Annotated in this window: 27 protein-coding genes; 10 read left to right on the top strand and 17 right to left on the bottom strand. The window is 70.2% G+C overall.

Annotation, left to right across the window (positions count from 1 at the left end):
- Positions 1-4: 4 nt before the first annotated feature.
- Positions 5-1,870: a primary-amine oxidase gene (locus ACXIZN_RS14340; RefSeq protein ID WP_457954936.1), complete on the bottom strand. Its 1,866-nt coding sequence runs from the start codon at positions 1,868-1,870 to the stop codon at positions 5-7.
- A gap of 114 nt (positions 1,871-1,984) precedes the next feature.
- Between ACXIZN_RS14340 and ACXIZN_RS14335 the strand changes: the two genes are divergently transcribed.
- A complete protein-coding gene (locus ACXIZN_RS14335) occupies positions 1,985-2,704 on the top strand; it encodes an SDR family NAD(P)-dependent oxidoreductase (protein ID WP_457954934.1) in 720 nt (239 codons plus the stop codon).
- A 14-nt stretch (positions 2,705-2,718) separates the two neighbouring features.
- Positions 2,719-3,516: an SDR family NAD(P)-dependent oxidoreductase gene (locus ACXIZN_RS14330; protein ID WP_457954933.1), complete on the top strand. Its 798-nt coding sequence runs from the start codon at positions 2,719-2,721 to the stop codon at positions 3,514-3,516.
- A gap of 119 nt (positions 3,517-3,635) precedes the next feature.
- Here the strand turns inward: ACXIZN_RS14330 and ACXIZN_RS14325 are convergent, their stop codons facing one another.
- From ACXIZN_RS14325 to ACXIZN_RS14285, 9 genes are all read right to left on the bottom strand, one after another.
- Positions 3,636-4,331, bottom strand: a complete 696-nt coding sequence (locus ACXIZN_RS14325) for an ABC transporter ATP-binding protein (protein WP_457954932.1) — start codon at positions 4,329-4,331, stop codon at positions 3,636-3,638.
- The gene (locus ACXIZN_RS14320; protein ID WP_457954930.1) at positions 4,328-6,031 is read right to left on the bottom strand and encodes a branched-chain amino acid ABC transporter ATP-binding protein/permease; all 1,704 of its coding nucleotides are present in this window, start codon (positions 6,029-6,031) and stop codon (positions 4,328-4,330) included. The genes ACXIZN_RS14325 and ACXIZN_RS14320 overlap by 4 nt, the downstream gene beginning before the upstream one ends.
- Positions 6,018-6,878, bottom strand: a complete 861-nt coding sequence (locus tag ACXIZN_RS14315; protein ID WP_457954929.1) for an ABC transporter permease subunit — start codon at positions 6,876-6,878, stop codon at positions 6,018-6,020. The genes ACXIZN_RS14320 and ACXIZN_RS14315 overlap by 14 nt, the downstream gene beginning before the upstream one ends.
- A gap of 251 nt (positions 6,879-7,129) precedes the next feature.
- Positions 7,130-8,308: an ABC transporter substrate-binding protein gene (locus ACXIZN_RS14310; protein ID WP_192744585.1), complete on the bottom strand. Its 1,179-nt coding sequence runs from the start codon at positions 8,306-8,308 to the stop codon at positions 7,130-7,132.
- The gene (locus ACXIZN_RS14305; protein WP_457954928.1) at positions 8,305-8,697 is read right to left on the bottom strand and encodes a nuclear transport factor 2 family protein; all 393 of its coding nucleotides are present in this window, start codon (positions 8,695-8,697) and stop codon (positions 8,305-8,307) included. The genes ACXIZN_RS14310 and ACXIZN_RS14305 overlap by 4 nt, the downstream gene beginning before the upstream one ends.
- Before the next feature lie 9 nt (positions 8,698-8,706).
- Complete coding sequence (locus tag ACXIZN_RS14300) at positions 8,707-9,474, bottom strand: MoaF C-terminal domain-containing protein (RefSeq protein ID WP_457954927.1); 768 nt, start codon at positions 9,472-9,474, stop codon at positions 8,707-8,709.
- A 40-nt stretch (positions 9,475-9,514) separates the two neighbouring features.
- The gene (locus ACXIZN_RS14295; protein ID WP_457954925.1) at positions 9,515-10,495 is read right to left on the bottom strand and encodes an AraC-like ligand-binding domain-containing protein; all 981 of its coding nucleotides are present in this window, start codon (positions 10,493-10,495) and stop codon (positions 9,515-9,517) included.
- Positions 10,496-10,575: 80 nt separating this feature from the next.
- Positions 10,576-11,058 carry a hypothetical protein gene (locus ACXIZN_RS14290; protein WP_457954923.1) on the bottom strand — a complete coding sequence of 161 codons (483 nt, stop codon included), beginning with the start codon at positions 11,056-11,058 and terminating at the stop codon, positions 10,576-10,578.
- 52 nt (positions 11,059-11,110) lie between these two features.
- Positions 11,111-12,217 carry an abortive phage infection protein gene (locus tag ACXIZN_RS14285; protein WP_457954921.1) on the bottom strand — a complete coding sequence of 369 codons (1,107 nt, stop codon included), beginning with the start codon at positions 12,215-12,217 and terminating at the stop codon, positions 11,111-11,113.
- Positions 12,218-12,256: 39 nt separating this feature from the next.
- On the opposite strand from ACXIZN_RS14285, the gene ACXIZN_RS14280 reads away from it, so the two are divergent.
- Complete coding sequence (locus ACXIZN_RS14280; RefSeq protein WP_457954920.1) at positions 12,257-12,901, top strand: TetR family transcriptional regulator; 645 nt, start codon at positions 12,257-12,259, stop codon at positions 12,899-12,901.
- On the opposite strand, the gene ACXIZN_RS14275 is transcribed toward ACXIZN_RS14280, so the two are convergent.
- Positions 12,829-13,797: an LLM class flavin-dependent oxidoreductase gene (locus ACXIZN_RS14275; RefSeq protein ID WP_457954918.1), complete on the bottom strand. Its 969-nt coding sequence runs from the start codon at positions 13,795-13,797 to the stop codon at positions 12,829-12,831. The genes ACXIZN_RS14280 and ACXIZN_RS14275 overlap by 73 nt on opposite strands.
- 56 nt (positions 13,798-13,853) lie before the next feature.
- Complete coding sequence (locus tag ACXIZN_RS14270) at positions 13,854-15,179, bottom strand: cytochrome P450 (protein ID WP_457954916.1); 1,326 nt, start codon at positions 15,177-15,179, stop codon at positions 13,854-13,856.
- A 149-nt stretch (positions 15,180-15,328) separates the two neighbouring features.
- On the opposite strand from ACXIZN_RS14270, the gene ilvD reads away from it, so the two are divergent.
- Complete coding sequence (gene ilvD, locus ACXIZN_RS14265) at positions 15,329-17,008, top strand: dihydroxy-acid dehydratase (protein WP_457954915.1); 1,680 nt, start codon at positions 15,329-15,331, stop codon at positions 17,006-17,008.
- Between the two features lie 193 nt (positions 17,009-17,201).
- Positions 17,202-18,323, top strand: a complete 1,122-nt coding sequence (locus tag ACXIZN_RS14260; RefSeq protein WP_457954913.1) for a PucR family transcriptional regulator — start codon at positions 17,202-17,204, stop codon at positions 18,321-18,323.
- 4 nt (positions 18,324-18,327) lie between these two features.
- Here the strand turns inward: ACXIZN_RS14260 and ACXIZN_RS14255 are convergent, their stop codons facing one another.
- Together ACXIZN_RS14255 and ACXIZN_RS14250 are read right to left on the bottom strand one after the other, a co-directional pair.
- On the bottom strand, positions 18,328-20,640 hold the full coding sequence (locus ACXIZN_RS14255; RefSeq protein WP_457954911.1) for an ATP-binding protein: 2,313 nt from the start codon (positions 20,638-20,640) through the stop codon (positions 18,328-18,330).
- An 88-nt stretch (positions 20,641-20,728) separates the two neighbouring features.
- Complete coding sequence (locus ACXIZN_RS14250) at positions 20,729-20,962, bottom strand: hypothetical protein (RefSeq protein WP_192744574.1); 234 nt, start codon at positions 20,960-20,962, stop codon at positions 20,729-20,731.
- 157 nt (positions 20,963-21,119) lie between these two features.
- On the opposite strand from ACXIZN_RS14250, the gene ACXIZN_RS14245 reads away from it, so the two are divergent.
- From ACXIZN_RS14245 to ACXIZN_RS14230, 4 genes are all read left to right on the top strand, one after another.
- A complete protein-coding gene (locus tag ACXIZN_RS14245) occupies positions 21,120-22,304 on the top strand; it encodes a sensor histidine kinase (protein WP_457954909.1) in 1,185 nt (394 codons plus the stop codon).
- Entirely contained in the window at positions 22,305-22,976 is a 672-nt protein-coding gene (locus ACXIZN_RS14240; protein ID WP_457954907.1) for a response regulator, read from the top strand. It begins immediately after the preceding gene.
- 85 nt (positions 22,977-23,061) lie between these two features.
- Positions 23,062-23,637, top strand: coding sequence for a dihydrofolate reductase family protein (locus ACXIZN_RS14235; RefSeq protein ID WP_457954905.1), 576 nt, complete (start codon positions 23,062-23,064; stop codon positions 23,635-23,637).
- A 39-nt stretch (positions 23,638-23,676) separates the two neighbouring features.
- Positions 23,677-24,510, top strand: coding sequence for an ABC transporter ATP-binding protein (locus tag ACXIZN_RS14230; protein WP_457954904.1), 834 nt, complete (start codon positions 23,677-23,679; stop codon positions 24,508-24,510).
- Between the two features lie 27 nt (positions 24,511-24,537).
- Here the strand turns inward: ACXIZN_RS14230 and ACXIZN_RS14225 are convergent, their stop codons facing one another.
- A complete protein-coding gene (locus ACXIZN_RS14225; protein ID WP_457954903.1) occupies positions 24,538-24,951 on the bottom strand; it encodes an ATP-binding protein in 414 nt (137 codons plus the stop codon).
- A 154-nt stretch (positions 24,952-25,105) separates the two neighbouring features.
- Here ACXIZN_RS14225 and ACXIZN_RS14220 point away from each other — a divergent pair, with 154 nt between their 5' ends.
- Positions 25,106-25,456 carry an STAS domain-containing protein gene (locus tag ACXIZN_RS14220; RefSeq protein ID WP_457954901.1) on the top strand — a complete coding sequence of 117 codons (351 nt, stop codon included), beginning with the start codon at positions 25,106-25,108 and terminating at the stop codon, positions 25,454-25,456.
- Positions 25,457-25,468: 12 nt separating this feature from the next.
- On the opposite strand, the gene ACXIZN_RS14215 is transcribed toward ACXIZN_RS14220, so the two are convergent.
- Positions 25,469-25,909, bottom strand: coding sequence for an STAS domain-containing protein (locus tag ACXIZN_RS14215; RefSeq protein ID WP_457954900.1), 441 nt, complete (start codon positions 25,907-25,909; stop codon positions 25,469-25,471).
- A gap of 228 nt (positions 25,910-26,137) precedes the next feature.
- Positions 26,138-26,476 (bottom strand): winged helix-turn-helix transcriptional regulator, encoded by a 339-nt coding sequence (locus tag ACXIZN_RS14210; protein ID WP_457954898.1) that lies wholly within the window; start codon positions 26,474-26,476, stop codon positions 26,138-26,140.
- Between the last annotated feature and the right edge of the window lie 27 nt (positions 26,477-26,503).

The following is a 26,503-nucleotide window of genomic DNA, read 5'->3' as shown; positions in this document are numbered from 1 at the left end:
GGTCCTAGTGCTCGTGGGCGGAACAGTGATCGGCGGCGGCGCCGGAAGGCAGGTCGAGGGCCGGGTTGCGGTCCAGGAAGCCGTAGGGGCGCAAGGAGAAACCGGAATAGTCGACCGGCATGACCGGCCAGTCCTCCGGACGTGGGACGTGGGTCGGCCCGAACACGTGCCACAGCACGAGATCGGTGTCGGTGAGGTCGCGGTCGGCGGCGGTCCAGGCGGGCAGACCCGCGCCGCCCGGATGCGCGTTCGGGCGGTCGCCCGCCGGGAACCGTTCGCCCGCGCGGTACGGCGTCGCCCACAGGTGCCGGGTGGCGAACGTCGCCCGCTGGTGGACGGTCGATTCCGGCTGTGCCATCAGGGTCGCGGACGGCCGGGGCACGAGCTGGTACGCCGTGGGTTTGCCGAGCCGGTTGGTCCGCTCCGCGCTGCGGATCTCCCAGACACGCGCCTTGGCCGGATCCGCGAACCGCCGCGCCTCCTGCTCGGTCCGCAGCGGGGTTTCCTTCCAGGTGAACGCGTTCCCGTACGGGTTCTGCTCGCCAACAGGGATCCGCTCGACGTCGACCTCGACCAGCGAGTTGCGCTCTCCATCGATCGCGACGTCCAGCCGCGCGCAGAACAGGTGCTGGTGCACCGGCGCGAACAGGCCGGGGGCGATCTCGTTGGCGTGCGGGTGTTCCGTGCCGGGGTGCGCGGCGCCGGCGAACACGACGCCGGTGGCCTTCGCCTCCAGTTCCACGGTGCCGTCGAGGTACAGGTACCAGAAGAAGCCGTAGTCGTAGTTGCCGATGGTGGAGATCGACGAGATCACCAGCCGGCGGGAGCGGCGGACCTCGGCGCGGCCGTCGAGATCCGTGTGCTTCCAGAGGATCCCGTAGTCCTCCTCGTGCATGCAGATCGCGCGCGGGATCTCGACCGGGTGGCCGTGATCGTCGGCGACGAACGCGGGGAAGTAGTGGATGACGCCGAGGCAATCGCAGCCCAGCCGCAGGTCGTTGCCGTTCTTGCCGAGCAGGTACTCGCCCGCGTCGAAGTAGCTGATCCAGAACCGCCCGGGCGCGGTGTCGCCGTAGGGCACCACCATCTCCGGTACCGAGGCCCGGTGGAGCACCGACCGGTCCTGGAACGAGATCCGGTGCAGCGTCAAACCCTCGCGGGCGTTGAAACCGACGCGGAGTTTCCAGCCCTCCCAGGTGACCTCGTTGCCGTCGACGGTGAAGCTCGGGCCCTCCGGCTGGGTGATCTCGATCGGCTTGAGGGTGGTGCGGGCCGGGACACCGTCGTAGCGGCCGTGCTCCGGCGGCACGGGGACGTCGCCCTCGTCCTCCACCCGGATGACGCGCTGCTCGGTCAGGTCGATGTGGACGATCAGGCCCTCGACCGGATGCGCCCACGGGCTGTCGGACGCGTCGTCGCGCAGGAACGTCAGCGAGCGGATGACCCGGCCGGTCTCGTCGGGCCTGCCGAAGAAACCGGGGGCCAGGGGAGCGCAGAAGGCGTGCCCGATCCGGTCGCCGAGCCCGCGCCGCTCCATCGCGGCCTGCCACTCGGGTGACGCCTTGGTGATCGACGCCGCGAGGTCGTACTCCTCGAACAGGTACGCGGGCTGACCTGGGCCGCAGTCCTCGCTGGAGACCACTTCGCGCTTCGCCAGCGAGACGACCACATCACGCGCTCGGCCGGTCGCGGTGTCCAGCAACGTGTACTGGACACGGCGGTCGGGGGCGGCGTCGCCTTTCTCGGGCTCGACCGGCAGGACGGCCGGGAACCGGGTGGTCGCGGCGAGCAGGCCTTCGGCGGCCAGGATCTCGCGGCCTGAGGTGAGTTCGTCGGCGGTCAGCGGGTCGAGTGGATGCGGCCTGGTCATGGTTCGCAGTCTTGCCGGTCCGGCCGGGACTGGAAAGTCCGTCATGCGGCTGCCGACAAGAAGGGTGCACTGACGGCCAACCTCCGTGAAAGGTCCGGACCGGAGGATGACGTCATGGGACTGGATCTCGCGGGCAAGGCCGTGCTGGTGACCGGCGCGGCGTCCGGTATCGGCCTTGCCTGCGTCCAGGCCTTCCTCGCCGAGGGCGCTCGGGTCGGCGCCCTCGACCGGGCACCCGTGCCCACCCTGGCCGACGGCCTGCTGGCGATCCACGCCGACGTGACCGACGAGCCGTCGGTGGCGTCCGCCGTCGACGCCGTGGCCGGCCGGTTCGGCGGGCTCGACGTGGTGGTCGGCTGCGCGGGGATCTCCGGGCCGGTGGGCACACCGGTCACCGAAACCTCGGCGGCGGATTTCGCCGCGCTCATGGCCGTCAACGTCACCGGCCAGTTCCTGCTGGTCAAACACGCCGCGCCCTGGCTCACCGCGTCGGGTGGCTCGGTCGTCCTGCTGGCCAGCGACTCGGCGTTCACCAGCGCGCCCGGCATGGTCCCGTACTGCGCTTCGAAGGGCGCTGTGGTCGCGATGACCAGGGCACTCGCCGTCGATCTGCCCGGCGTCCGGGTGAACTGCGTCTGCCCGTCGGTGGTCGACACCCCGATGGCGCGCGGCGATCTCGGCGACGTGCTCGACGATCCCGCCTTCCCGGTGCAGGCTCCCGGAGAGGTCGCCTGGCAGGTGCTCCACCTCGCGTCCGCGCGTTCGCGGGCGGTCAACGGCCAGGCCGTGCTCGCCGATTTCGGCGTGTCGGCCCGTTCCGGTTTTCCCGCTTAGAAAGGACTCCGCAAGTGAAGAAGGTTGTCGCGATCACGGGAGGCGGTACCGGTATCGGCGCCGCGGTCGCCCGCCGGTACGCAGACGAAGGCGCCCAGGTGGTGGTGCTCGGACGGCGGCTCGAACCGCTGGAGAAGGTGGCCGCCGAAACCGGCGCGCACGTCGTCGCCTGCGACGCCAGCGACCGCGAAGCCGCCGAGAACGCCGCGGCGGAGATCGTCGGCAAATTCGGCCGGATCGACGTCGTGGTGGCCAACGCCGGCGGGCACGGGTTGTCGTCGGTGACCGACACCGGTGACGAGGAATGGGAACTGGCGCTGCGCTCGAACCTGTCCAGCGCCTTCGTGTTCTGCCGGGCAACGCTGCCCTCGCTGGTCGAAACCGGCGGCCAGGTGGTCATCGTGTCGTCGCTGGCCGGACTGTTCGCCGGGCCGAACGTCGCCGGCTACACCGTCGCGAAGCACGCGCTGATCGGGCTGACGCGCTCGATCGCGCGCGATTACGGGCCGAAGGGTGTGCGCGCGAACGCGGTCTGCCCCGGCTGGGTGCGCACGCCGATGGCGGACGGCGAGATGGACCAGTTCGCCGAGGCGGCCGGTTTCGACGGCGGCCACGACGAGGGGTACCGGCGCGTGACCGCGGAGGTCCCGCTGCGCCGTCCCGCCGAACCGGAGGAGATCGCGTCGATCGTGCGGTTCCTGGGATCTTCGGAGTCTTCGTACATCACCGGTGCGGTGATCGTGGCGGACGGCGGCGCGCACGCGGTCGATCTCCCGACGTTGGCGTTCGAACGGGCGGGGATGGGTTCTTAGGGCGGTGACGCGAAAGCCACTTTCGCGACCTTCAGCGTTGCGGAAGTGGCTTTCGCGTCATGCTCCGGTCGGCTCAGCCGCGTGTCCTGAAGGGCACCTTCGAGACATGGCCCAGCGCGTCAGGATTCCCCGAGGTAGGCCGCGTGCAGCGTGCCGGGCGAGTCCAGCAATCCCTGCGCGGAACCCGCATAGGTCACCCGTCCCGAAGACACCACCAGCGCGTCGCTCGCCACGCCGAGCGCGAGCTGCGTGAACTGCTCGACCAGCAGGATCGCCGCGCCCTCCTCGGCGAACCGCGTCACCATCGGCAGCAGCCGCGTGAACACCACGGGCGCGAGGCCGAGCGACATCTCGTCGATCAGCAGGAACGACGGCCGCGCGGCGAACGCGCGGGCCAGCACCACCATCTGCTGTTCGCCCCCGCTGAGCAGCGCCGCCGGTGAATCGCGGCGCTTCTCCAGTTCCGGGAAAAGCTCGAACAGCTCGTCGGCCCGGGCGCGGGTGCGCGCGGTCAGCATCAGGTTCTCCAGCACGGTCAGGCCGCCGAACACCGCGCGGCCCTGCTCGATATGCGCCAGACCCCGCCGCGCGCGGGCGACCCGCGAGTGCTTCGTGATCTCGTCGGATCCGATGTGGACAGTGCCGGCCGACGCGGGCACCACGCCCGAGACGGCCTCCAGCAGGCTGGTCTTCCCGGCGCCGTTCGGGCCGACGAGCGCGGTGATCCGGCCCGGTTCCAGGGTCAGGTCGACCCCGGAGATCACCGGTCCGGCACCGCGGGTGACCGTCAGCCCCGCAATCCGCAACGCGTTCACAACATCTCCGTTTCACCCATGTACGCCTTGAGCACGGCGGGGTCGGCGAGCACTTCGGCCTGGGGGCCGGACGCCAGCACGCGGCCGAAGTCGAGGACGGTGATCGTGTCGCAGACCGAGCGCACCAGGTCGAGGTCGTGCTCGATGAGCAGCACCGAAACCCCGAACCGGGCGGGAACCTGCCGCAGCCGTTCCCCGAACGCGACGTGTTCTTCGTGCGGAAGTCCCGCGGCAGGCTCGTCGAGCAGCAGGACGCGCGGCCGCGCCAGCAGATGCCCGACGACCTCGACCAGCCTGCGCGCGCCGACGTCCACTTGCGACAGTGGCGTGCGGGCGGCGGGGCAGCCGAAGAAGTCCAGGGCGTCGGCGATCTCGTCGGCGGTGAGCCGCCGCCTGGCGAGGAACTTGAGGTACGCCCCGACCGTCAGCCCCGGCGGGACGCGGTCCTGCTGGAACGTCCGGCGCAGCCCGGCGCGGGCCCGGTTCGACGGTGACCCGGTGAGCGGGGCGCCCCCGAGTTCGACGGTGCCCTCGGCGTTCGGCAGGAAGCCGCTGATCGCGTCGACCAGCGTCGACTTGCCCGCGCCGTTCGGCCCGATGACCCCGAGCACTCCGTGTTCCGGGACCGATATGTCCACAGAGGACAGTGCGGCCATGTGGCCGAAGTTCACGCTCAGCCCGCGGACGGTGAGTACCGGTGGACCGGGCGCCTTGGATTCGATGGCCGCGGTACCGGACGCGAGATCGAGTTTCGCCGGTTCCTTCTTGGCCCGCCGGTACCACACCTGGCGCACCGTGGTGCCCAGGTTCCCGCCACTGGCCAGCGCCTGGACGCCGAGCACGCCGAACACCACGAAACCCCAGTCCTGCGGGATTCCCCAGCGTTTGAGCAGTTCCGGGACGCCGACCCACAGCACCGCGCCGAACACGGCCATGTCGATCAGGTGCGCGCCCGACATGATCGCCAGTACGTACAGCGCCAGCGACTGGATCGCGGTGAAACTCGCCGGGAAGGCGAGCCCGACCTGCCCGGTGAGCAGGCCGCCGCTGATCCCGCCGAGGGTGGCGCTGACCGCGAACGCGGTCAGCTTCGACATCCGCACGCTCGTGCCCGCGGCCGCCGTGCCGCGTTCGGAGAACGCCACCGCCTGCCAGGCGCTGCCCCAGCGCCCGCGGCGCAGGAAGTACACGGCGAGGCAGCACAGCACCAGTACCACGACGGCGAGCTGGAAATAGGACCGGTCGTCGGAGAAGGCGTCCGGCCGTTCGACCGAGATCCCGCTCGAGACGCCGGGGAACTGGAGCTGGACCAGTGCGAGATCGGCCGCCGCGGCGAGCCCCAGCGTGACGACGGCGAGGTTGATCCCGCGCAGCCGCAACGCCGGAAGCCCGACGAGCACCCCCACCACCCCGGCGGCGAGCCCGCCGAGCACCAGCCAGGTGAGGAACCCGCCGGGTGCCTGCGCCTCGTTCAGCGCCGACACGGTCCAGGCGCCGACGGCGCCGAAAGTCAGCTGGCACAGGGAGATCATGCCCGCGCTGCCGGTCACCACGCCGAGCCCGAGCAGGGAGATCCCGGCGACGACGGCGCTCATGCCGAGGTAGACGAAATACCCGTCGAGTCCGACGCTCAGGCCGTAACCCGCGGCGATCGCCACGATGGCGACCGCGAACGGGATCCCGCGTTCAGCGAGCCGCATCCCACACCTCCTTGCGCTGCGACCAGAGCAGCAGCGCGACGATCACTGCGAACGGCAGGAAGTACCGCACCACCGAAAGGCCGTCGACCTGTGCGGCCGCGCCCTGGATCAGGCCGAGGCCCAGCCCGCCCGCGACCGCGAGGTCGAGACGGCGGAATCCGCCGAGCAGGGCGGCCGCGGCCGCGGGGACCACCAGCATCGCCAGGGACGTCGCGTCGTTGGACTGCGACGGCGCCACGATCGAGACCACCAGCGTGCTGACCACCCCGGTGACCGCCCAGACCGCCACGCTGAGCCGTTTCGCCGGGATGCCCAGCAGCTCCGCCGTCGTCGGGCGTTCCGACAGCGCCCTGAGCTGGACGCCCGCCGGGGTCCGGCTCAGCACGATCCGGCTGGCCAGCGCCACGAGGACGGCCAGCGCGACCGTGACCACGGTGACCTGGCTGATCACCACGCCGCCGACGGTGACGGCCGGACCGTCCAGGATCGGGTGGAACGGCTGCGGCTTGTTGCCGAACAGGATGAACGACAACGAGATCAGCAGGAGCAGCACCGCCACGGTCACCGCCGATCGCGTGCCGGTGTCCGCCTCGGCGAGCCAGGTGGACACGATCCAGCCGAGCAGCGCGCTGAGCAGCCCGCCGAGCAGGATTCCCGCCACCGTGGCCAGCCACGTCGGCAGTCCCGCGTGGACGGACAGGAACACCGCCACGTAGCAGCCGAACATCCCGGTGGCCGACTGGGCGAAGTTCACCACCCGCACCAGTCGCGACATCAGCGTCAGGCACACCGCCAACACCGCGTACAGTCCGCCGGCGGCCAAGCCTGCCAGCGCTCCCTGCAGCATGTTTCCTCCTGTGTGAAGGGAGGGAGCGGTGCGTGGTGGGGCGCGGTGGTCGTGAGTGGCGTTTCGGGTTCTAACCCGAANGCCCTGCGAGTCCGCGCCTTTCCCCAAATGTCCACAAGGGACGATTTTGGCGGCCTGGTGTCCGCTTGATGCCTGTGTGTGAGGTTTCCTGTGGGGCGTGAGTGGCGTTTCGGGTTCTAACCCGAAACGCCACTCACGACCCACGTGACCCAGCACGCACCAGGCTCCCGTTACTTCTTGGGAATCCGCAGCCAGTCGTTCGCGACGAGCTCCCATTTGTTGGTGCCGGAGGCGAGCTTGATGGGCCAGCCCGCGGTGTTGTCGTGGTGCGTCTGACCGGGGCCGAAGACGTACGGCGTCCCGACCATCGGATCGGTGATCGGCTTCATCTCGCGCAGTGCCTTGGTCACCGACTCGCGGGTGATGTCGCCCTGGATCCCGCGGATGACGTCGAGGAAGTACTTCGCCGCCAGATAACCGCCCTGGCTGAACGAGGTCAGCGGGATGTTGTTCTTGGTCATCAGCTCGCGCCAGTCCTTGTTCTGCGGGCTGGTCGCGTCGGTGAACGGGTAGAACTCGGCGGGCACGTACACCCCGGCGCCGGCGTTCGTGATGGCCTTCGCGTAGTTCTCGCTGTAGACGCTGGTGAGCAGCAGCCACGTGACGTCGTTCCAGCCCTGCGCGGCGGCGGCCTTGAGCTGTCCGATGGAATCCGGCTCGACCGGGTTGACCGTGATCGCCTTGCAGCCCGCGTTACGCGCCTTGACGATGTAGGAGGTGTAGTCGGAACCGCCGTAGGGCACGGTCGCGTCGAGGTACTTGAGCTTCTTGCCGGTGATGGCCGACCATTCGTCGATCGCCGCCTGGTACGACGGCAGCGTGTTGCCCGCGATCTCCAGCAGCGCGCAGATGTCGTTCAGCTTCAACGTTTCCGAGCCGTAGAGCAGGGTCAGCGTCATGTCGTGGTACGGCCCGACGTTGACCGGGGCGATGTTCGGGCTGGAGAAACAGGCCGGGTCGACGCCGATACCCTGCATGGACAGGATCTTCTGCTGCTCGTAGTACTTGTTGTTGATCTCGCACTCGATGAGGCTGGACGAGCCTACGAGCGCCACCGCCTCGTCACGGCCGACGACCTCGCGGGCCGCGGCGGCCGCGGCCGCCGGGTCACCCTTGTCGTCGAGGGCCTTGTACTGGATCTGCCTGCCGTTCACGCCGCCGCTCGCGTTGGCCGCGTCGAAAACGGCCTTGGCCGCCTGGGAGGCCTCGGGGAACGTCGCCGCGCCGCTCAGCGCGTTGACCGAGCCGACCACGATCGGCCCGCTCGAACCGCTTTCGGAGCCGGCGCAGCCCGCCGTGGCGAGCAGGACGGCCGAGGCGAGGGCGACGAGGCGCCGCGCGGGTTTCACCGGTTCCCCATGGCTTCGGCGACGGGCACGGAGTCGACGATCTGCTCGAACGACGTGACCTTGCCGCCGTCGAACTTCCACACATGCGCGACGCGGGCGGTGAACGAGCGGCCGGTCTCGCGGTGCTTGCCCTGGTAGGTACCGATGCCGATCACCGTGTCACCGGCGTCATGAAGGTCACCGAGGGTGAAGGTGTAGCCGTCCCAATCCTTGGCGATCGCGTCGAAGACGTTGTCGCGCACCTCTTCCGGACCGGTGTACGTGCCGGCGTAAGGGAAACCGGCCGCCTCCGTCCAGGTCGTCGCTGGACCGAGCGGGGCCAGCATGCCCGCCAGATCTCCCCGGTCGCTCGCGGCGTAGTGCGCGGCGATGATGTCTAGATTGGACACTGGGGCTCCTTAAACCGGTTGCGCGTCGGGATAGGCGACGGCGCCGAGTGGGTAGATGTGCCCGCCCGCGCGGGAATGTTCCGACCGGCCGTCGCCGGTCAGGCCGAGGAAGACGCCGGTGGTCTTCAGCGCGTAGCCGAGGTCGTGCAGCCAGACGCTGGCCACGGCGATGCGGAATTCGCGGAAACAGAACAGGTAGAGCCCGTCCTGGAACTTCCACACCGTCGACAGGTCCATGTCCCCGTGGCCGCGCTGCACGCCTTCGAGGCATTGCCAGGCATAACGCTGCGAGGACACGTACACGTGCTCGTAGAGGTGTTCGGGGCTGTAGCGGTAGATGTTGCGCTTGCCGATCAGGTCGCGCGACGGGCCGGGGACCTCGCCGGCCGGCGTGCCCGCGTCGGTCGTGCCGGACCAGAACGTCTGGGAGACACGGGGAACGCCCTCGATGTCTTCGGCGCCGATCACCGAACGCACGGCGAGCGCGCGATGTGTCGTCGTGGAGAAGACGACGGTGAGGGCTTCCCCTTCGACGCTGGTGTGTGGGAGATTGACGAAGATGACGTCTTCCCGGACGGCGACCGCGTCGTACGGATCCTTGATGCCGTTGCAGGTGACGGTTTCAGCGTCTTCGAACCGCAGCGCGAGCGTCTTCCCGTCGTCGAGGGTGACGGTGAGTTCGCGCCCCGACAGGTCCGCGTTCGGCAGGCGGTAGGTGGCTATTCCGGCGGCGAACTCGTCATAGGTGCGCCACTGTTCCTCGGGTGCTTCGGGCATGCGGTCATCGTCGGGGCGACCGCCCGCGAAGGGGAAGCCGTCACGCGCTGGGCGGCAACAACCGGTCGCTCACGGTCAAGCCGCGGCGCAGTTCGCTCGGCGAGCAGCCGAATTCCGTCTTGAACACCCGGCTGAAATGCGGCGCGTCGACGAAACCCCACTTCGCCGCGATGGCCGCGACGGGCCGGGAACCGTGCACGGGGTCGAGCAGTTCGCGGCGGCAGTGTTCGAGCCGCCGGGTGCGGATCCAGCCCGAGACGGTCGTGCCCTGTTCGTGGAAGAGACCGTGCAGATGCCGGGTGGAGATGTAGTGCTCGGCGGCGATCTGCGCGGGGCCGAGATCGGTGGAGGAGAGGTTCGCGTCGATGTAGGCGAGCACGCGGCGCATCAGCTCGTGGTGTGGCCCGGCGGTCGCGCGGGCGAGGTCCAGTTCGCTGGCGAAGAGCGTGGCGAGCAGATCGACCGCCGTATGCGCGAGCCGGACGCCCGCCGGCCCGCCGAGCTGGTCGAGGTTGCTGCCGAGTTGCGCGAGGAAGGGCACCACCACGTTGCCCATGCCCCGCTTGCCCGACATGGGCACCGCGGTCAGCTGGCCGACCAGGTCGCGGGGGAGATCGATGAGCCGCTGCGGGAACATCACCACGAGCGTGCGGAAATCCTCTTCGAACGCCAAGGTGTACGGACGGTGCGTGTCGTACAACGCCACGTCTCCGGGGCGCAGCATCGCCTCGCGGTTGTCCTGCACCAGGAGCCCGGTCCCGGACAGGATCAAACTCAGCTTGTAGTAGTGCCTGTCCGCCCTGGCGATGAGCTCGGGCGTCCGTTCGACCACGTGCGCCGACGCGGTCACCTCGGTCAGCTGGACGTCGTCCGCGCCGCACGAGCGGATGCGGCCGCGGAAGTGGTCCCGGTGCTCGCTCGTCACGTGCAGCGGCACGAAGGATTGCGACACCACCGTGCGGAAATCGGTGAAATCTCGCGCGACCGTGGTGGTGGTCGGGTCGGCGGTGGCGGTGGTCACGGGGGTCACCTCGCAGCATCGGGGGTGAATTTCATATACGATAAGCGATACGATGCTACCGGGCAATGATCGCGACGAGGTCAGTCGGCGAGGCGGAACAGGAGGGTCCTCGGGTCGACGTCGACGGGTACCACCGTGCCCGTTTCGTAGCGGCCGACGTCTTCGGTGAGCACACGCGCGCTGAACGGCGTCACCCCCGGCCCGGTGACGACGAGGTCGACGTCGTCCGCGGGCGTGCTCACTTCGCCGACCCAGATCCGTTTGCTGGACACGACTTCGGCGTTGGCGCGGACCCCGGACCGGTCGAGCCCGCGGTGGGCCTCGCGGGCCTTGGCGTTCTGCCGGAGATGCGATCCGACGGTGCCCAGCCCGCCGAGCGTGAACACGGCGCCCATGGCGATGACGACCAGGCGGTCGTCATCGCCGGGCGCGAAGCGGGTGCTGATCCAGAGCAGGGCCGGGCCGATCAGGACCAGGACGGTCATGAAGAAGCCCAGAAGGCCGCCGATGACCGTGAAGGCGGGCAGCTCCGGGGCTTCCTTGCCTTCGCGATCCGTCGTCACGGCCGTGAGGTTACTGGCCGGTTTCCGTCGCTGGTCCGGTAAAAATGCCCGCTTACCCGCGGTTGTGCCGGGCGAGCGCGCCGAAGGACAGCTTGCGCTCGAACCGGTACGGCGAATTGTCGTCGTCCTGCCGTGCGCGCAAGGTTTTCACCAGGCTGTACGAGGCCATGTCGAGATCGAACTCCGGCCGGTCGGGACGATGCGGCAGGTCCGGCGCGATGAAGGTGTACACGTGCGCGCCCCGCAGGCCCGCCTCGGTGAACACGTGCAGCAGGCGGGCGAGGTGGTCGGCCTGTTCGCGTTCGTCCCGCACATGGCCGGGTTTGATCCGGGGCGGGAGCTGTTCGTAGTCGATGATGTCCCAGCCCATCCCGCCGGCCTGGGCGGCGCCGGTGAAGGTGCACGAACCGAACTCCAGCACCATCACCGGTTTGTTCCACCGCCGGTACTGGGCGAGGTCCTTTGTGTACTCGGCATCCGTGGCGAAGTACGGGTAGTAGTCGATTCCGACGATGTCGAACAGGGTCCAGTCGACCGGCTCCGCGCCGCCGATCGAGGCGTAGGTGATCCGGCCGCGGAAGTTCCGGCGTGCGACGTCGGCCGCCCGTGCGAGGAAATCGGCGAGCCGGTCCATGATCTTCGGCCATTCCTCCGGCGGGATCGTGGCCATGTTCGCGATCCGCTCCAGGTAGGTCTCCCCGGGCACGATGCCGGGGGTGAAGAGGAGATGTTCGCATCCGGTCACGAACTTGACGTCGTCACCGTGGCGAAGCCGCTCCGCCTGCCTGGCGGCTTCGGCCAGATGGTCGAGGACCTGATCCTGGGGGTGGTCGTAGAGGCGGGGCTGGACGTAGACCTCCAACCCGCGGCGTAGCGCGGTGGACGCCGTCTCGGCGAGCCTGCCGACGTCGGTGCCGAACGCGGTGATCGACGGGCAGCGCAGCTCGTCGGCGATCACCGCGATCTCTCGCTCCAGCTGGCCTCTACTCCAGCGCACCCGGCTCAGTGGTTCGCCCGCGGCGTGCAGGACGCCGGCGTCGTAGGCGACCCCACCTCGCAGCCGTCGAGGTTTGCCCGCCGCCTCGGCCATGCCCCCGCCGAGACTCGTGACCGCCACCGCTCCCGCGACGGATTTCAAGAACGTCTTGCGACTGATCATGACTGTCCCCTCGCTAGTTGCTCAACTAGGCTACTGTTCATGCAACCAGAAAATGAGCCGGGCGGCCAGGAGCGGCGTTCGTTCATCGAGGAGGCGCGGCGCGCGCAGATCGTCTCGGCGACCATCGAGACCATCGCCGAGATCGGTTACGCGAAGGCGTCGTTCGTGCAGATCGCGCGGCGGGCGGGGATCAGCCCCGGGCTGATCACGTACCACTTCGTCAAACGCGAAGAGCTGATGAAGCAGGTCATGCTGACCGTGCACACCTCGATCGACCAGGCACTCGGCGCGCGGGCCGAGGGCGCCGAGAGCTACGCCGCCGCGCTGCGCGCCCTGATCGAGGGGTTCGTGTTCTATTCCGCCGAGCGGCCGAAGGAAATGATCGCGATCGGCCAGATCGCCGCGGCGTCAAGGGATGCCGAGGCCGCGCGGAGCTGGTTCGAAGAGCAGAACGCGAAGACGCTGGCGGAACTGGAGGACATGTTCCGGGAAGGGCAGCGGGAGGGGGAGCTGCGGGAGTTCTCGCCGCGGGTCATGGCCGTGTCGGTGCTCGCCGCGATGGAGGCCACCCCCGCCGAGCTGATGGCCCGGCCGGACACCGGGGTGGCGGTCTACGCGCGCGAGCTGGCGGACCTGTTCGAACACGCCATGAGGCGTCCGGCCAGCGAGGCGACCAGTTCGTAGGAACGGCGGCGGTCGGCGTGGTGGTAGAGCGGCGTGGTCACCATGAGTTCGCCGGACCTCGTCTCGTCGAGGATCCGCCGCAGTTTCGGGATGAGCGTCTCCGGGCTGCCGGTGAGCACGGCGCCGGAGCGTTTCGCGATCTCCGCGCGATCGTCCGCGGTGTAAGGGAAAGCCGCCGCGTCCTCGGGGCTGGGCAGGCGGATGCGGTGGCCGCGGATCCGGCTGAGCACCTTCAGCCGGGTCGAACCCGCGAGCCACTCGGCGCGTTCGTCGTCCTCGGCCGCGATGACGGAGACGCTGACCAGATCGGCCTCGACCGGCGCGTCCGGCGCCAGATGGTGCGCGAAGGCGTACTTCAGCCCGTGTTCCGCCGCCAGCGCGGCGCTTTCGGGAGAGCGGCCGAGCAACCAGAGCGCCGGCACGTTGCCGCCGAGGACGGGGATCGCCTTCACCTCGGCGTCCTCGGGCGGGTTCAGGTGGTACTGGAGTTCGGTCAGTTGCTCGCCGAAGTCCTTCGTCCTTTGTGGACGGACCGCCGCGGAGGCCGCCTTCGAACCGCCCGGCGCGCGGCCGATCCCGAGGTCGATCCGTCCCGGATGCAAGGCGGCCAGCGTCCCGAACTGTTCCGCCACGACGAGCGGCGGGTGGTTCGGCAGCAGGACACCGCCCGCGCCGACCCTGAGGCGTTTCGTGGCGTTCGCGAGGTGGGAGATGAGGACCGCGGGCGCGGAACTGGCGACGCCACGCATGCCGTGATGCTCGGGAACCCAGTAACGGTGGTAGCCGAGGTCTTCGGCGAGCCGCGCGAGATCGACGGTGTTGAGCAGGGCTTCGCGCGGTGTCGAGCCTTCGACGATGGGGGAGGTGTCCAGCACCGAAAGCACCGCTGAAGCCATTCCGTCGCCTCTCGTGAGTGGTAAGGACGGTTAGAACCGTCTTTACCACTCACGAGTCAGCCGGGCGAGGCGGGAAGGGTCTCGAAGCCGCGCAGGATCCGGGTCTCGCGCCGGCGCGCACCGTCGAGCAGCCGCAGGCCGGGGAAGCGCTCGAAGATCGACCGCAGCCCGATCTCGCCTTCCATCCTCGCCAGCGAAGCGCCGAGACAATAGTGCCGCCCCGCGCCGAACGACACGTGATCCCGCGCGTTCGCCCGTTCGACGTCGAAAGTGGCGGGGTCGTCGAAGATCTCCGGGTCCCGGTTGGCACCCGCGAGCACGGTGGTGACGATCGCGCCGCGCTCGATCCGCGCCCCGCCGATCTCGGTGTCCCGCGCGGAAAGCCTGCCGGTGAGCAGCACCGGCGGGTCGTAGCGGAGGATCTCGTCGACGGCGTTGCTCCACAGGTCCGGGTTCGCCCGCAGTTTCGCGAGTTCGCCCGGGTGCCGGGTGAGCAGGGCGATGCCGTTGCCGAGGAGGTTGACGGTCGTCTCGAAGCCGGCCGCCAGCACGAGTCCAGCGGTCGCCTTGAGTTCCCGCTCGGTCAGGCCGACGCCGTCCTCGCGGGCGGCGATCAGCTTGCTGAGCAGGTTGTCGCCCGGCTTCTTCCGCAGTTTCTCCAGGTGCAGCGTGAGCCACGAGTCGAACTCGGCGAGCGTCGCCTCCACCGTCCGGAAGGTCCGCCACGGCAGGCCGAGGTCGAGGCTCGGGGCCGCGGCGCCGCCCAGCGCGAGCACCTTGTCGCGTTCTTCCGGCGGGACGCCGAGGATCTGGCTGATCACGGTGACCGGCAGGAGCCCGCAGTACCGCTCGATGAGGTCGACGGGATCCGCCGGGTCGAGGCCGTCGAGCAGTTCGTCGGTGATCGCCTGCGTGCGCTCCCGCAGTTGCTCGACGGCGCGGGCGGTGAAGACGCGGGTGACCAGCTTCCGGTAGCGCGTGTGGTCGGGCGGTTCGCTGGCGAGCAGCGACGGCGGCTCGATCGGGTGGATCAGCCCGGACGACGACCATGCGACCAGCCGGTTGAGCAGCGGGTTGTCGGGGACGAACCGCACGGTCTTGAACGCGTCGCTGGTCAGTACCTCCTTGCACGCCGAATGCCGGGTGCTGACGTGCCCGACCCGGGTGGTGGCGATGGCGCCGTGCGAGCGGATCTCGTCGAACAGTCCGCTCAGGTCCGCCCCGCCGCTCGCTTCGACCGACAGCCTGCCCTGGAGATCGCCCCGGCGCGCCGCGACCCGCAGGGCGACGCGGGGGATGGCGTGGCCGATGCTCCAGCGGGTGACCGGTTTGGCGATCGCCTCCGCCTTGTACCGGAAGGGAGCGGTCTTGAGTGCGAACATCAGGACTCCGTCCGTGCGGGTTCCCCGTCGAAGGTATCGGAACGACGTGTCAGTAGCCAGCGGCTCCGATCTCCGCGGAGCGGTGAGTTGCGCCGGGCGCGCCGGGTTGGCAGCGTGCCCGGTGTCCCGCCACGAAGGAAGGTGCCCCGATGCCGCAAGACCAGCCGGATTTGAAGCCTCGTTCGCGCGACGTGACCGACGGCCTGGAGCGCGCGGCGGCCCGCGGCATGCTCCGCGCGGTCGGGATGGGCGACGACGACTTCGCCAAACCGCAGATCGGGGTGGCGTCCTCGTGGAACGAGATCACGCCGTGCAACCTGTCGCTCGACCGGCTGGCCAAGGCGGTCAAGAACGGCGTGCACGCGGGCGGCGGCTACCCGCTGGAGTTCGGCACGATCTCGGTGTCCGACGGCATTTCCATGGGCCACGAGGGAATGCACTTCTCGCTGGTGTCCCGCGAGGTGATCGCCGATTCGGTCGAGACGGTGATGATGGCCGAGCGGCTGGACGGCTCCGTGCTGCTGGCGGGCTGCGACAAATCCCTGCCGGGCATGCTGATGGCGGCGGCGCGGCTCGATCTCGCTTCGGTCTTCCTTTACGCGGGCTCGATCATGCCCGGTCAGGTGGACGGCCGGGACGTCACGATCATCGACGCCTTCGAAGCCGTCGGCGCCTGCCTGGCGGGGAAGATCAGCCGCGCCGAAGTGGACAGGATCGAACGCGCGATCTGTCCCGGCGAAGGCGCCTGCGGCGGGATGTACACCGCCAACACGATGGCGTCGGTCGCCGAGGCGCTCGGCATGTCGCTGCCCGGGTCGGCCGCTCCGCCCGCCGTCGACAGGCGCCGTGACGGGTTCGCCCACCGGTCGGGGGAAGCCGTCGTCGGGATGCTCCGCCAGGGCATCACCGCGCGGCAGATCATGACCATGGAGGCGTTCGAGAACGCCATCGCCGTCGTGATGGCGCTGGGCGGTTCGACCAACGCCGTCCTCCACCTGCTCGCGATCGCGCGCGAGGCGGAGGTCGATCTGCGCATCGACGACTTCAACCGGATCGGGGACAAGGTCCCGCACCTCGGCGACCTGAAGCCGTTCGGGAAGTACGTGATGAACGACGTCGACAAGGTCGGCGGCATCCCCGTGGTGATGAAGGCGCTGCTCGACGCCGGGCTCATGCACGGCGACGTGCTCACCGTGACCGGCAAGACCATGGCGGAGAACCTCGAAGGCATCGCCCCCGCCGAGGTCGACGGCGAGATCATCCGCCCGCTCGACCGCCCGATCCACAAGACCGGCGGGCTGACCATCCTCAAGGGATCGCTGGCGCCCGAAGGCGCGGTGGTGAAGTCGGCCGGCTTCGACGAATCGACGTTCACCGGCACCGCGCGGGTGTTCGACGGCGAGCGGGCCGCCCTCGACGCGCTCGCCCAGGGCCGGATCGTCGCCGGGGACGTCGTCGTCATCCGCTACGAAGGCCCCAAGGGCGGGCCGGGGATGCGGGAGATGCTCGCCATCACCGGCGCGATCAAGGGCGCCGGACTCGGGAAGGACGTCCTGCTCATCACCGACGGCCGGTTCAGCGGCGGCACGACCGGGCTCTGCGTCGGCCACATCGCCCCGGAGGCCGTCGACGCCGGGCCGATCGCGTTCGTGCGCGACGGCGACCCGATCACCCTCGACGTCGCGAACCGGACACTGGAGGTCGAGATCGACGACATCGAGGCGCGCAAGGAGGGCTGGACTCCCAAGCCCCCGGCGTACACGCGCGGAGTGCTCGGCAAGTACGCCAAGGTCGTCCGCAGCGCCGCGCACGGCGCTGTTTGCGAGTAGCGGCTGAAGTACATGAAGGCCCCCTTCCTTGCGCCTAGGTACAGGAAGGGGGCCTTCATGTACTTCGGTAGGGGCGTCACGAACGGGTGATGCGTAGGGCTAAGAGGGGCGAGTACGTAATTCACCCGATGTGCCCCGCTACTCCGGAGTAGCAGACTCGGCGGCCCGACGATTCCCGCTGCTCCGGAGGTCGATGATGACCCTGACCGCGTCCCACGCCCCCGCCCGTACCGCCGCCCTCGTGATCGCCCGCGTGGTCGTCGACGGGATCCGGCACTCGCTGCCGGAGCACGCGCCACTGTTCGACGCGCGAGCCACGGAGTTCGTCGCCTCGGTACTGGAGCATGACGGGACGAACCTGGGCATCGCGGCGGGGGCGGACGCCTTCCGCCGGGTCGGCGTCGCCGAATACGCGGCGGGCAAGGAACTGGAGCGGCTCACTCGCGCCTACCACTCGGCGGGCCGGGCCGCCCTGCCCGCGCTGGCCTCGCTGTCCCGTCAGCCCGGGGCCGGATCGGCGCTGATGGACACCGGGGTGGAGGCCCTGCTCCGCTGCGCGGACGTCCTGATCCGGCTGTCCACCGCCGCCTACCGCGCGGCGCACACGCCGTCGGTCGCCGAAGTGCGGCAAGACCTGCTGAGGGAGATCTTGAGCGGGCGCCCGCCGTCGAAGTGGGCGGGGCTCGCGGCGGAGGCGGGCTGGGTGCCGCCCGCCCGGGTGGTGGCCGTCGCCGCGGAGCCCGGCGCGGTCCGCGCCTCGTTCGGCCCGGAGGTGCTGGCCGACCTCACCGGCGAGTACCCGCATCTGCTCGTGCCGGACGACATCGAGATCGGCGGCGTCCTGGCGGGGACGCGGGCGGCGGTCGGGCCGGCGGTGGCGCCCGCCGAGGCCGCCGTGTCCCTGCGGTGGGCACGCCGGACCCTGGAGCTGGTCCGGCGTGAGGTGATCGAGGACGGCCCGCTCGTGCGCTGGTCGGACCACCTGACCACACACTGGCTCTTCGCCGACGAGGTGCTGACGACCGCGCTCGTCGAGCGCAGCCTCGCCCCGATCGACGGCCTGCCCGCGAACGAGCGCGCCAAACTCGCCGAAACCCTCGACGCCATGCTCTCCGCCCGCGGCGGGGCGCCCGAGATCGCGGACAACCTCGGCGTCCACCCGCAGACGGTGCGCAACCGCCTGCGCCGTCTCCGGGTCCTGTTCGGCGCTCGGCTCGACGATCCGCAGGCGCGGCTGGACCTGAGGATCGCCTTGCGCGCGGAGCTGCTCACGCCCGAACCGGGACGGCAGGCGGCCCCGATGAAGGTGGCGTGAGGCGTCAGGCGGATTCCGCGGCCCGGGTCACCCACGTGGCGACCTGGACGCGGTTGGAGTAGCCGAGTTTGGTGAGGATGTGGTCGATATGGGTGTCCACCGTCCGCCGGGCGATGCCGAGCCGGTCGGCGATCTCCTGGTTCGTCAGCCCCTCGGCGACCACGTGCGCGATCTCGGTCTCGCGTTTGGTGAGCACCTGCGCGGCCTGGTTCCGCGGTTCGGGCGACCGTTCTTCGAGGGCGTACGCGATGGCGTCCCGGGTGGGCATCGCGGCGCCGTCGGTGAACTCCTTGACCGCGACCTCCCAGCCCAGCGCGGCGGTCACGGTCTCGGTGTCGGCGAGCAGCGGTTCGGTGAACGCCTCGTACCGCGTCGGCCAGGCGCCCACCGTGCGCCAGACGTTCATCGAGGCGCCCTGCAGGATCGCGGCCCGGTTGGGCCGTCCCGTGCGGGCGGCGCAGCCGGCCAGCACGGTGAGCGTGAACCCGACGACGACCCGGTCGTCCACCCGGGCGTGCAGGCGGAGGACCTGCTCGCAACAGCGGCTCGCCACCGCGAGATCACCTTGGAGGTACTCGGCGGCCGCGCGCGACCACAGTGCCCAGCCCCGCCAGAAGACCTCACCCCGGCGCTCGCAGCGCTCGACGGCTTCCGCGAGTACCGCCCGGCCGCGGTCGATGTCGCCGTTGAGCCAGATGGCCAGCCCGTGGTTGTAGCTCGCCCAGAGGTCCGCGCCTTCGTCGCCGTGGGTGCGGAACAGGTCGATGGCCGTGCCGAACAGGCGCGACGCCTCGGCCATGTCGTTGCCGATCAGCGCGGCGTAGGCACGGACGTGGAGCACGTACGCGGCGGCGAGTTCGTCGCCGCTGGTCTCGGCTTCGGCGGACGCCCTCTCCAGCATGGAGCGGTGGGCGGGCAGGTCTCCTTGCACCAGGGCCAGGAAACCGGAAAGCCACAGCACGTGTGCCCGCTCGGGAACACCCGGCGGCGCGGCCTCGTCGAGACGGCGGACCCACATCCGGCCCTCGGTGTTCAGCCCGCGGAAGATCCAGAACTCCTTGACGTCGCGCAGCATCCGCAGCCCGATGATCGCGTCCTCGGGAGCGCCGGTGCAGTAGTCGAGGGCGACCCGGAGGTTCGCGTGCTCGCGGCGCAGCCGTCCGATCCAGCCGAGCTGATCGGTCTCCAGCCATTCGGTGGCGTACCGGCAGGCGAGTTCGGCGAACCAGTCCCGGTGCCGTTTGCGGAACTCCGCCGTCCCGCCCGTCTCGCTGAGCCGGTCGACGCCGTACTCGCGCACCGATTCCAGCATGCGGTACCGCACGCCGCCGGGGTATTCCTCGCGCAGCAGGATGGACTTGTCGAGCAGCCCGTCGACGACTTCGAGTACCCGTTCGCGCGGCAGTTCGCCGCCGGAACAGACCTGTTCGGCGGCGTCGAGGTCGAAGCTGCCGGAGAACACGGACGCGCGTGCCCACAGCAGCCGTTCGGGCCCCGTGCACAGGTCGTGGCTCCAGTCGATGAGGGCCCGCATGGTCTCGTGCCGCTCCGGCCGTCCCCGCCGGTCCTTCGTGAGCACGGAGAACTGCCGGTCGAGGCGGTCGGCAAGCTGGCGCAGGGACAACGCCCGCGCGCGGACGGCCGCCAGCTCGATGGCCAGCGGCAGCCCGTCGAGCCTGCGGCACAGCCGGATCAGCGGTTCGGTGTCGGACTCGGTGAGCCGGAACGACGGCGCGACCGCGGTCGCGCGGTCCACGAACAGCCGCACGGACTCGTCGTTCGTCACGCGTTCGAACGAGTCGCCCTGCTCCGGGATCGCCAGCGGCGGCACCGGCAGGACGCGTTCACCCGCCACCCCGAGCGACTGCCTGCTCGTGGCCAGCACGGTCACCTGAGGGCAGGCCCTGACGACGGTGTCGGCGAACCAGGCGCAGCTGTCGACCAGATGCTCACAGTTGTCCAGCACCAGCAGCAACCGGCTCGCCTGAAGCGCCTCGACGACCACCTCGATGGCCGGTTTCGCCGAGCGGTCACCGAAGCCGAGGACGTTCGCCACGGTCGGTACGAGCAACGCCGGTTCCCTCAGCTCGGCCAGCGACACGAACGCGACCTCGTCGCCGGTCGCCTCGTGGTGGGCCGCGGCGACGCGCCACGCCAGCCGCGTCTTGCCCACACCACCCGGCCCGGTCAGCGTGACCAGCGACGACGCGTTCAGCAGGCGCCGCGCTTCACCGGTCTCGGCGTCGCGGCCCACGTAGCTGGTCACTTCGGTGGGATCGGCGGACCACCCCGCAAGCGAGCCAACTCCGTCCGCCATGCGTTCTCCCGCCGTCGACCAGACCCCGCGTTCCGTCCGATGTAGACGGAAAACGCCCGGCTGCGGATACTAGCGGACCGGCGTCCTCCTAGCGGGGCGCTTGCTTGCCGCGATCATGAGCCCAGCCCGCCAGTACCGTTCCCGCGGCCACGAGCAGCAGGAACACAAGCAACCTGCCGCCCCAGTCACCGGGTACCCAGTCGAACGCGCCCCACAACTGGGTCGCGGAATGATCGAAAAGGCTGCGGATGGCGGCCTGCGCGAAGACGGCGATGGCCACCATCCCGACGATCTGCAGCCCCAGATAGCCGCCCTTGGTCATGCTTCCTACCTCCTGGTCCTCGGTCGGCTCCCAGCTTCGCCCGCGCGATCGGGGAGCACATCGGCAGCGCGTCGCGCGTGGCCTCCGACCAAAGTCGAGCCCCGGGTCGTCCTGTGTCCGGCTGCGCCGCCGCGAGCGGGTCGACCATGATGGGCCGGTGATCACCGACGCCGTCGCGCGGCCGCCCCTCCGGCTGTGGGGAGAGGCCTGGCGCCTGCTCGCCGCGGCCGGACTCGGCGTGCTGCTCTGGCTCGTCACGGCGTCGCAGCTGCCGGTGGGCGCGGCGGGGCCGAGGGTCGACTGGCTGATCACCGGCGATCCGCTGATCGCCCTCGCCTGCCTGGTCGCGCTGCTGTGGCGCCGTCGCTTCCCGGTCGTGATCACGACCGCGGTCGCCCTCGCCTCGATGGCTTCGGTGCTGGCGGCCGGCGCGGCGTTGCTGTCGCTCTGTTCGCTCGCCACCCGTCGGCGGCCCGCCGAAACGGCGGTCGTGGCGGCGTTGTCGGTGCTTACCGCAGTGCTGACCGCCGGCCTCTACCCGCAACGCGAGGCGCCGGGGCCGTTGTGGCTGGTGATCAGCCTCCCCACCTTGCTGGTGGGCATCGTGGTGGCGGTCGGCGCCGCGATCGGGGCGCGCCGGGAAGAGGTGCGCTCCCTGCGGCAACAGGTCGAAAGCGCCGAACGGGAGCAGGCCGCGAGGGCGGCCGAGGCACGGATCATGGAGCGGCACCGGATCGCCCGCGAGATGCACGACGTCCTCGCGCACCGGGTCTCGCTGGTCGCGATGCAGGCGGGAGTGCTGGGGCACCGTCCGGATCTGCCCGCCGACCAGGTCGCGGAGCTGGCCCGCGGGATCGCCGACGGCTCCCATCAGGCGCTGGAGGAGCTGCGGGACGTCCTCGGCGTGCTGAGAGCGAGCCCCGAAGAGCTGGAGCCACCGCAGCCTTCGCTCGCGGATCTGCCGGCACTGGTCGCGGACGCGCGCGCACTGGGGCTGGACGTCACTTTGACGGCCTCGATCCCGGGTGAGCCACCCGACGCGATCGCGAGAACCGTCTACCGGGTCGTTCAGGAAGGCCTGACGAACGCGGGCAAACACGCGCCGGGTGCGAGAGTGGCCGTCACCGTCGAGGGGGAAGCCGGGGACGGCGTGCGGGCGACGATCCGGGATTCCGGCGCGGCGCGGGCGGTCGCGGGGCCGCCCGCCTCGGGTTTCGGGCTGCTCGGCCTCTCTGAGCGGGTCGGGCTGGCAGGCGGCGAACTGGGCCACCACACGGAACCGGGTGGCGGATTCGTCCTCACCGCGCGGTTGCCGTGGCCGATCCGCGAAGGGAGCGAGTGAATGGACAACGAGCGGGTGCGGGTCGTCCTCGTCGACGACGAGCACCTGGTTCGGATGGCGCTGCGGCTCATCGTCGACGGTGAACCCGACCTGGTCGTGGTCGGCGAGGCCGCCGACGGCGACGCGGCGGTGACCGTGGTGGGGGAGCAGCGCCCCGACGTCGTCCTGATGGACGTGCGGATGCCCGGGCGCGACGGGCTGAGCGCGACCGAGGAGATCCTCCGGCTGCCGGAACCGCCCCGGATCCTGGTGCTCACGACGTTCGACTCGGACGAGATGGTGCTAGGCGCGCTGCGCGTCGGGGCGCTCGGGTTCCTCCTCAAGGACACGCCGCCGCCCCGGCTCCTCGCGGCCATCCGGACGGTCGCGACCGGCGAACCCGCGCTCTCGCCCGCCGCGACGTCCCGGCTGATCGCCGCGGCCACCGGGCCGCACTCGTCCGATGCGCGCCGGGCGTCCCGGGAGACCGCCCGCGACCTGCTGGCCACTCTGACCGATCGCGAACGCGAGACCGCGAACGCCATCGCGGAGGGCATGTCCAACACCGACGTCGCGCGGAGGCTGGACATCACCGTCGCTACGGTGAAGGCGCATACGAGCAGCATGCTCGCGAAACTCGGCGTCGAGAACCGGGTGCAGATCGCCCTGCTCGTCCGCGACGCCGAAGGCTGAAACTTTTCTCCGGCGCGGTGTCGAATCCGTCGTTCCCCGGACGACGCAGTGTCGAAAGCAGTTGAGAACGACCAAGGAGAACCAGATGCGCACCCTGATCGCCACCGCGTTCGTCTCGCTCGACGGCGTCGTCGAAGGGCCCGGCGGAGAGCCGGGCTACCGCAACTCCGGCTGGACCTTCGACGGTATCGAGTTCGACGAAGCGGCCTACGAGCTCAAGGGGCGTGAGCAGGGCGAGGCCACCGCGATGATGATGGGCCGGGTCAGCTACCAGGCGTTCTCGCCGGTGTGGCCCGGTATGACGGAGGAGTTCGCCGAGTACAACGCGATGCCGAAGTACGTCGTCTCGACCACGCTGCGGGAGGAGGACCTCGTCGGCAACTGGGGTGAGACCACCATCCTGCGTTCGCTCGACGACGTCGCGAAGCTGAAGGAGACCGAGGGCGGGCCGATCATCATCCACGGCAGCGCGGAACTGAACCGGAACCTCGCCGACGCCGGGCTGATCGACCGCTACCACCTGCTGCTGTTCCCGGTCCTGCTCGGCGCGGGCAAGAAGCTGTTCGGCGACACCGACAAGGACAAGCAGAACCTCAAGCTCGTCGAGAGCGAGGCCTACGGCAACGGGATCCAGAAGCTGGTCTACGACGTCGTCCGATGATCGGACCCCGGCCGGGCCCCGGGCCCCCGTCCTGCGATCATGAACCGCGTGACCAAACCCGTCTTCGTGCAGCCGAACCTCGACGGACCGGCGGTGGAACTGTCCGGGGTCGAGGTCCATGTCGGCCGCGTGCCACTGGTGTCGGACGTCTGCTGGCGGGTGGACTACGGCCAGCGGTGGGTGGTCCTCGGCCGCAACGGGGCCGGGAAGTCCACGATCCTTTCGGTGGCCTCGACCCAGCGGTTCCCCAGCGCGGGGACGGCCGTCGTGCTCGGCCACCGGATGGGCGCGGTCGACCTGCGTGACGTGCGGACGCATATCGGCTTCGTCGGGGCGAACCAGCGGCTGCCGGACGCGGAGAACCACGACGCGCACACGGTGGTGATGACCGGGTTCAGCGGAAGCGTGCTGCCGCTGTGGGACCGCTACGACGACGCGGTCCGGGACCGGGCGGCGAAACTGCTCGAACTGGTCGGCTGCACCGAACTGCGCGACCGGCCCGTGCGCGTCTGCTCGCAGGGCGAGCGTGCCCGGGTCCGGCTCGCCAGGGCGCTCATGGCCGACCCGCTGCTGCTCCTGCTGGACGAGCCGTTCGCCGGTCTCGACCTGCCCGGCCGCGAGGATCTGCTGATGGCGCTGGAGAACCTGACGCTGGCGCAACCGGAGCTGGCGACGGTCACCGTGACGCATCATCTGGAGGAGATCCCGGCGACGGCCACGCACGCCCTGATGGTGCGTCGCGGCAAGGTCACCGGCGCGGGCCCGATCGATGAGGTCCTCACCGGGGAGGGGCTTTCCGCCTGTTACGAACGGGACGTCGAGGTCCATCGCATCAACGGGCGCTGGGCCGCGCACGCGGTGCGACGTTCGTGAAGACCCGCCGGCCCGGGCCGAGCCCGGTCAGGCGGAAGGGCAGGGCCAGGCGAGCCGGACGACGGTCCCGGTCGGCGTGCTCGTCACCGTCGCCTCCGGCGCGAAGGCGCGGATGATCGGCAGGCCGCGCCCGCCGTCCGGGCGACGTCCGTCGCGCCAGCGGCCCTCGTCGGCGACGCTGATGCTGAGGTGACCGTCGTCGTGGGCGGCGGTCACCTTCATGACGTTGCCCTCGGTGCCGTCGGGGTACGCGTGCTTGACGACGTTGGTCATCGCTTCGTAGGCGGTGAGCTTGAGATCTTCGGCCAGCTCGCGGGGAAGGCCCCGTCCGAGGGCCCATTCCGCCAGGACGTCCCGCAGCGCGGCGGCCTGCGCGGCGACCGCGGCGACCTCGAGGACCAGCTCGTCGGTGCCGTCGCGCACCGGCTCGTCGATCGGCATCACGAAGCTTCTCCTCGTCGTCCGCCGCGGTCCACGACCGCCGGATCCACCGACAAGGCTAAGGCACCGCCGGGCATCGGGACATGAGTGCCGCGCGAGCGGGCGGCTCCATCGGATATGTTCGAGACTGTCGCGTACCGATCGTGAGGGGTGGATGACGGTGACGAGCGGACACGGCGAAATCCGGGAGGTCCCGTTCTCGGTGACCGTCGCCAGGCCCGATGGCGCCGAGGTCGTCATCGCGGTGGCGGGGGAGATCGATCTGACGACCTCCGAGGATCTCAAGGAGACCTTCGAGGAGGCGCTGGAGCCCGCGCCGGGCAAGCTCGTGGTCGACCTCGAAGGCGTGGAGTTCTGCGATTCCACGGGTTTGGCGACCCTGGTCAGGATCAACGACCGGTGCAGCACGCAGGGGGTCGACCTGAGTTTCCTGCCGTCGCCCACGATCCGGCGGCTGGCTTCGAAGACGGGATTGTCCACGCTCCTGCCGCTCGCCGGATCCTGACCGGGCGGCGGCTCAGCGGTTCGGCACTTCGAGGATCGCGTGGTCGAGGTGCCGGTACACGGGGATATGGCTGTCGACGCCGAACAGCTGCAGCAGGCGCAGTACCGGCCGGGCGTCCGTGACCACCCCGGTCGTGCGGTGTTCGGAGCGAGCGCGGGCCGCGGCGGATTCGATGACCCGTAGCCCGGCGACACCGAGGAAGCCGACTTCGCTGAGGTCGAGCACCGTGGCGGCGGGCAGGCGGCCCGAAAGCGCGCGTTCCAGGCGTCCCGCGGTGGCGAGGTCGATCTCCCCGGCCGCGGCGACGACGAGCAGGTCCTCGTTCCAGCGGATCCGCCGAACCCGCAACAGGTTCTCGGCCGTGGGGCGCGGGCGCGGAATGGTCAGGTGGAGGCCGGCGCGAAAGGAGGGGCCGTCGCGGCTGCTCCGCGTGTACGGAATGCGTTCGGTCATGATGCTGTCTCCCGGATAGCCGGGACGAGACGGACAACGGGAAAGCCTGCACAGCTGCTGCACAAGTCAACTCGCCGCCGCGTCGCCCTGTGAAGGTGCTGGGCCGCGGACATGCGGGTCGTTCGCGCGGGCTGGTGGACTCAACCTCACGTACTTCTCACCGTACGCCGCTCACCGCAGGTGGCAAGACCGGATGCGGTGAACAGTGGGATACCTGATCGTGCATGGTCACTCGCGTAACACCTTTTCCCAGGCGAGGCCCCATTTTTCGAGCGGGTGCAACGCGTCGAGGAGTCGTTCGCCCAATGGTGTCAGGCGATAGCCCTCCCCGCCGGTCTCGACGATGCGGGCTTCGGTGAGCTCGGCGAGGCGGGTGGCGAGCACGCTCGAAGACATGAGTTCACAACGGCGCCGGAGCTCGCGGAAGCCGACCTCACCCTGGCGCAGTTCCCAGATCACCCGCAGGGTCCACCGGCGTCCCAGGAGGTCGAGCGCGGCCATGAGCGGACGGCCGGTTTCGGAGCCGCGGACCGGCCGCCCGGGCCGCGGGATCGGTTCGCCGGGCATGACACCCCCTTGTGCTTCGACTTTCGA

The organism is Amycolatopsis sp. TRM77291, assembly GCF_054166285.1.
Note: the sequence above shows the minus strand (reverse complement) of the source record. Positions and strands in the feature narration are given on the sequence as shown.

What these genes read in the sequence shown, in the direction of transcription:
- ACXIZN_RS14220 (WP_457954901.1), top strand. Translation starts at nt 25,106, where the DNA reads ATGACGGTGACGAGCGGACACGGCGAAATCCGGGAGGTCCCGTTCTCG.
- ACXIZN_RS14280 (WP_457954920.1), top strand. Translation starts at nt 12,257, where the DNA reads ATGCAACCAGAAAATGAGCCGGGCGGCCAGGAGCGGCGTTCGTTCATC.
- ACXIZN_RS14315 (WP_457954929.1), bottom strand. Translation starts at nt 6,878, where the DNA reads ATGCTGCAGGGAGCGCTGGCAGGCTTGGCCGCCGGCGGACTGTACGCG.
- ACXIZN_RS14335 (WP_457954934.1), top strand. Translation starts at nt 1,985, where the DNA reads ATGGGACTGGATCTCGCGGGCAAGGCCGTGCTGGTGACCGGCGCGGCG.
- ACXIZN_RS14340 (WP_457954936.1), bottom strand. Translation starts at nt 1,870, where the DNA reads ATGACCAGGCCGCATCCACTCGACCCGCTGACCGCCGACGAACTCACC.
- ACXIZN_RS14215 (WP_457954900.1), bottom strand. Translation starts at nt 25,909, where the DNA reads ATGACCGAACGCATTCCGTACACGCGGAGCAGCCGCGACGGCCCCTCC.
- ACXIZN_RS14320 (WP_457954930.1), bottom strand. Translation starts at nt 6,031, where the DNA reads ATGCGGCTCGCTGAACGCGGGATCCCGTTCGCGGTCGCCATCGTGGCG.
- ACXIZN_RS14285 (WP_457954921.1), bottom strand. Translation starts at nt 12,217, where the DNA reads ATGATCAGTCGCAAGACGTTCTTGAAATCCGTCGCGGGAGCGGTGGCG.
- ACXIZN_RS14300 (WP_457954927.1), bottom strand. Translation starts at nt 9,474, where the DNA reads ATGCCCGAAGCACCCGAGGAACAGTGGCGCACCTATGACGAGTTCGCC.
- ACXIZN_RS14275 (WP_457954918.1), bottom strand. Translation starts at nt 13,797, where the DNA reads ATGGCTTCAGCGGTGCTTTCGGTGCTGGACACCTCCCCCATCGTCGAA.
- ACXIZN_RS14230 (WP_457954904.1), top strand. Translation starts at nt 23,677, where the DNA reads ATGAACCGCGTGACCAAACCCGTCTTCGTGCAGCCGAACCTCGACGGA.
- ACXIZN_RS14225 (WP_457954903.1), bottom strand. Translation starts at nt 24,951, where the DNA reads ATGCCGATCGACGAGCCGGTGCGCGACGGCACCGACGAGCTGGTCCTC.
- ACXIZN_RS14255 (WP_457954911.1), bottom strand. Translation starts at nt 20,640, where the DNA reads ATGGCGGACGGAGTTGGCTCGCTTGCGGGGTGGTCCGCCGATCCCACC.
- ACXIZN_RS14250 (WP_192744574.1), bottom strand. Translation starts at nt 20,962, where the DNA reads ATGACCAAGGGCGGCTATCTGGGGCTGCAGATCGTCGGGATGGTGGCC.
- ACXIZN_RS14210 (WP_457954898.1), bottom strand. Translation starts at nt 26,476, where the DNA reads ATGCCCGGCGAACCGATCCCGCGGCCCGGGCGGCCGGTCCGCGGCTCC.
- ACXIZN_RS14235 (WP_457954905.1), top strand. Translation starts at nt 23,062, where the DNA reads ATGCGCACCCTGATCGCCACCGCGTTCGTCTCGCTCGACGGCGTCGTC.
- ACXIZN_RS14240 (WP_457954907.1), top strand. Translation starts at nt 22,305, where the DNA reads ATGGACAACGAGCGGGTGCGGGTCGTCCTCGTCGACGACGAGCACCTG.
- ilvD (WP_457954915.1), top strand. Translation starts at nt 15,329, where the DNA reads ATGCCGCAAGACCAGCCGGATTTGAAGCCTCGTTCGCGCGACGTGACC.
- ACXIZN_RS14260 (WP_457954913.1), top strand. Translation starts at nt 17,202, where the DNA reads ATGATGACCCTGACCGCGTCCCACGCCCCCGCCCGTACCGCCGCCCTC.
- ACXIZN_RS14270 (WP_457954916.1), bottom strand. Translation starts at nt 15,179, where the DNA reads ATGTTCGCACTCAAGACCGCTCCCTTCCGGTACAAGGCGGAGGCGATC.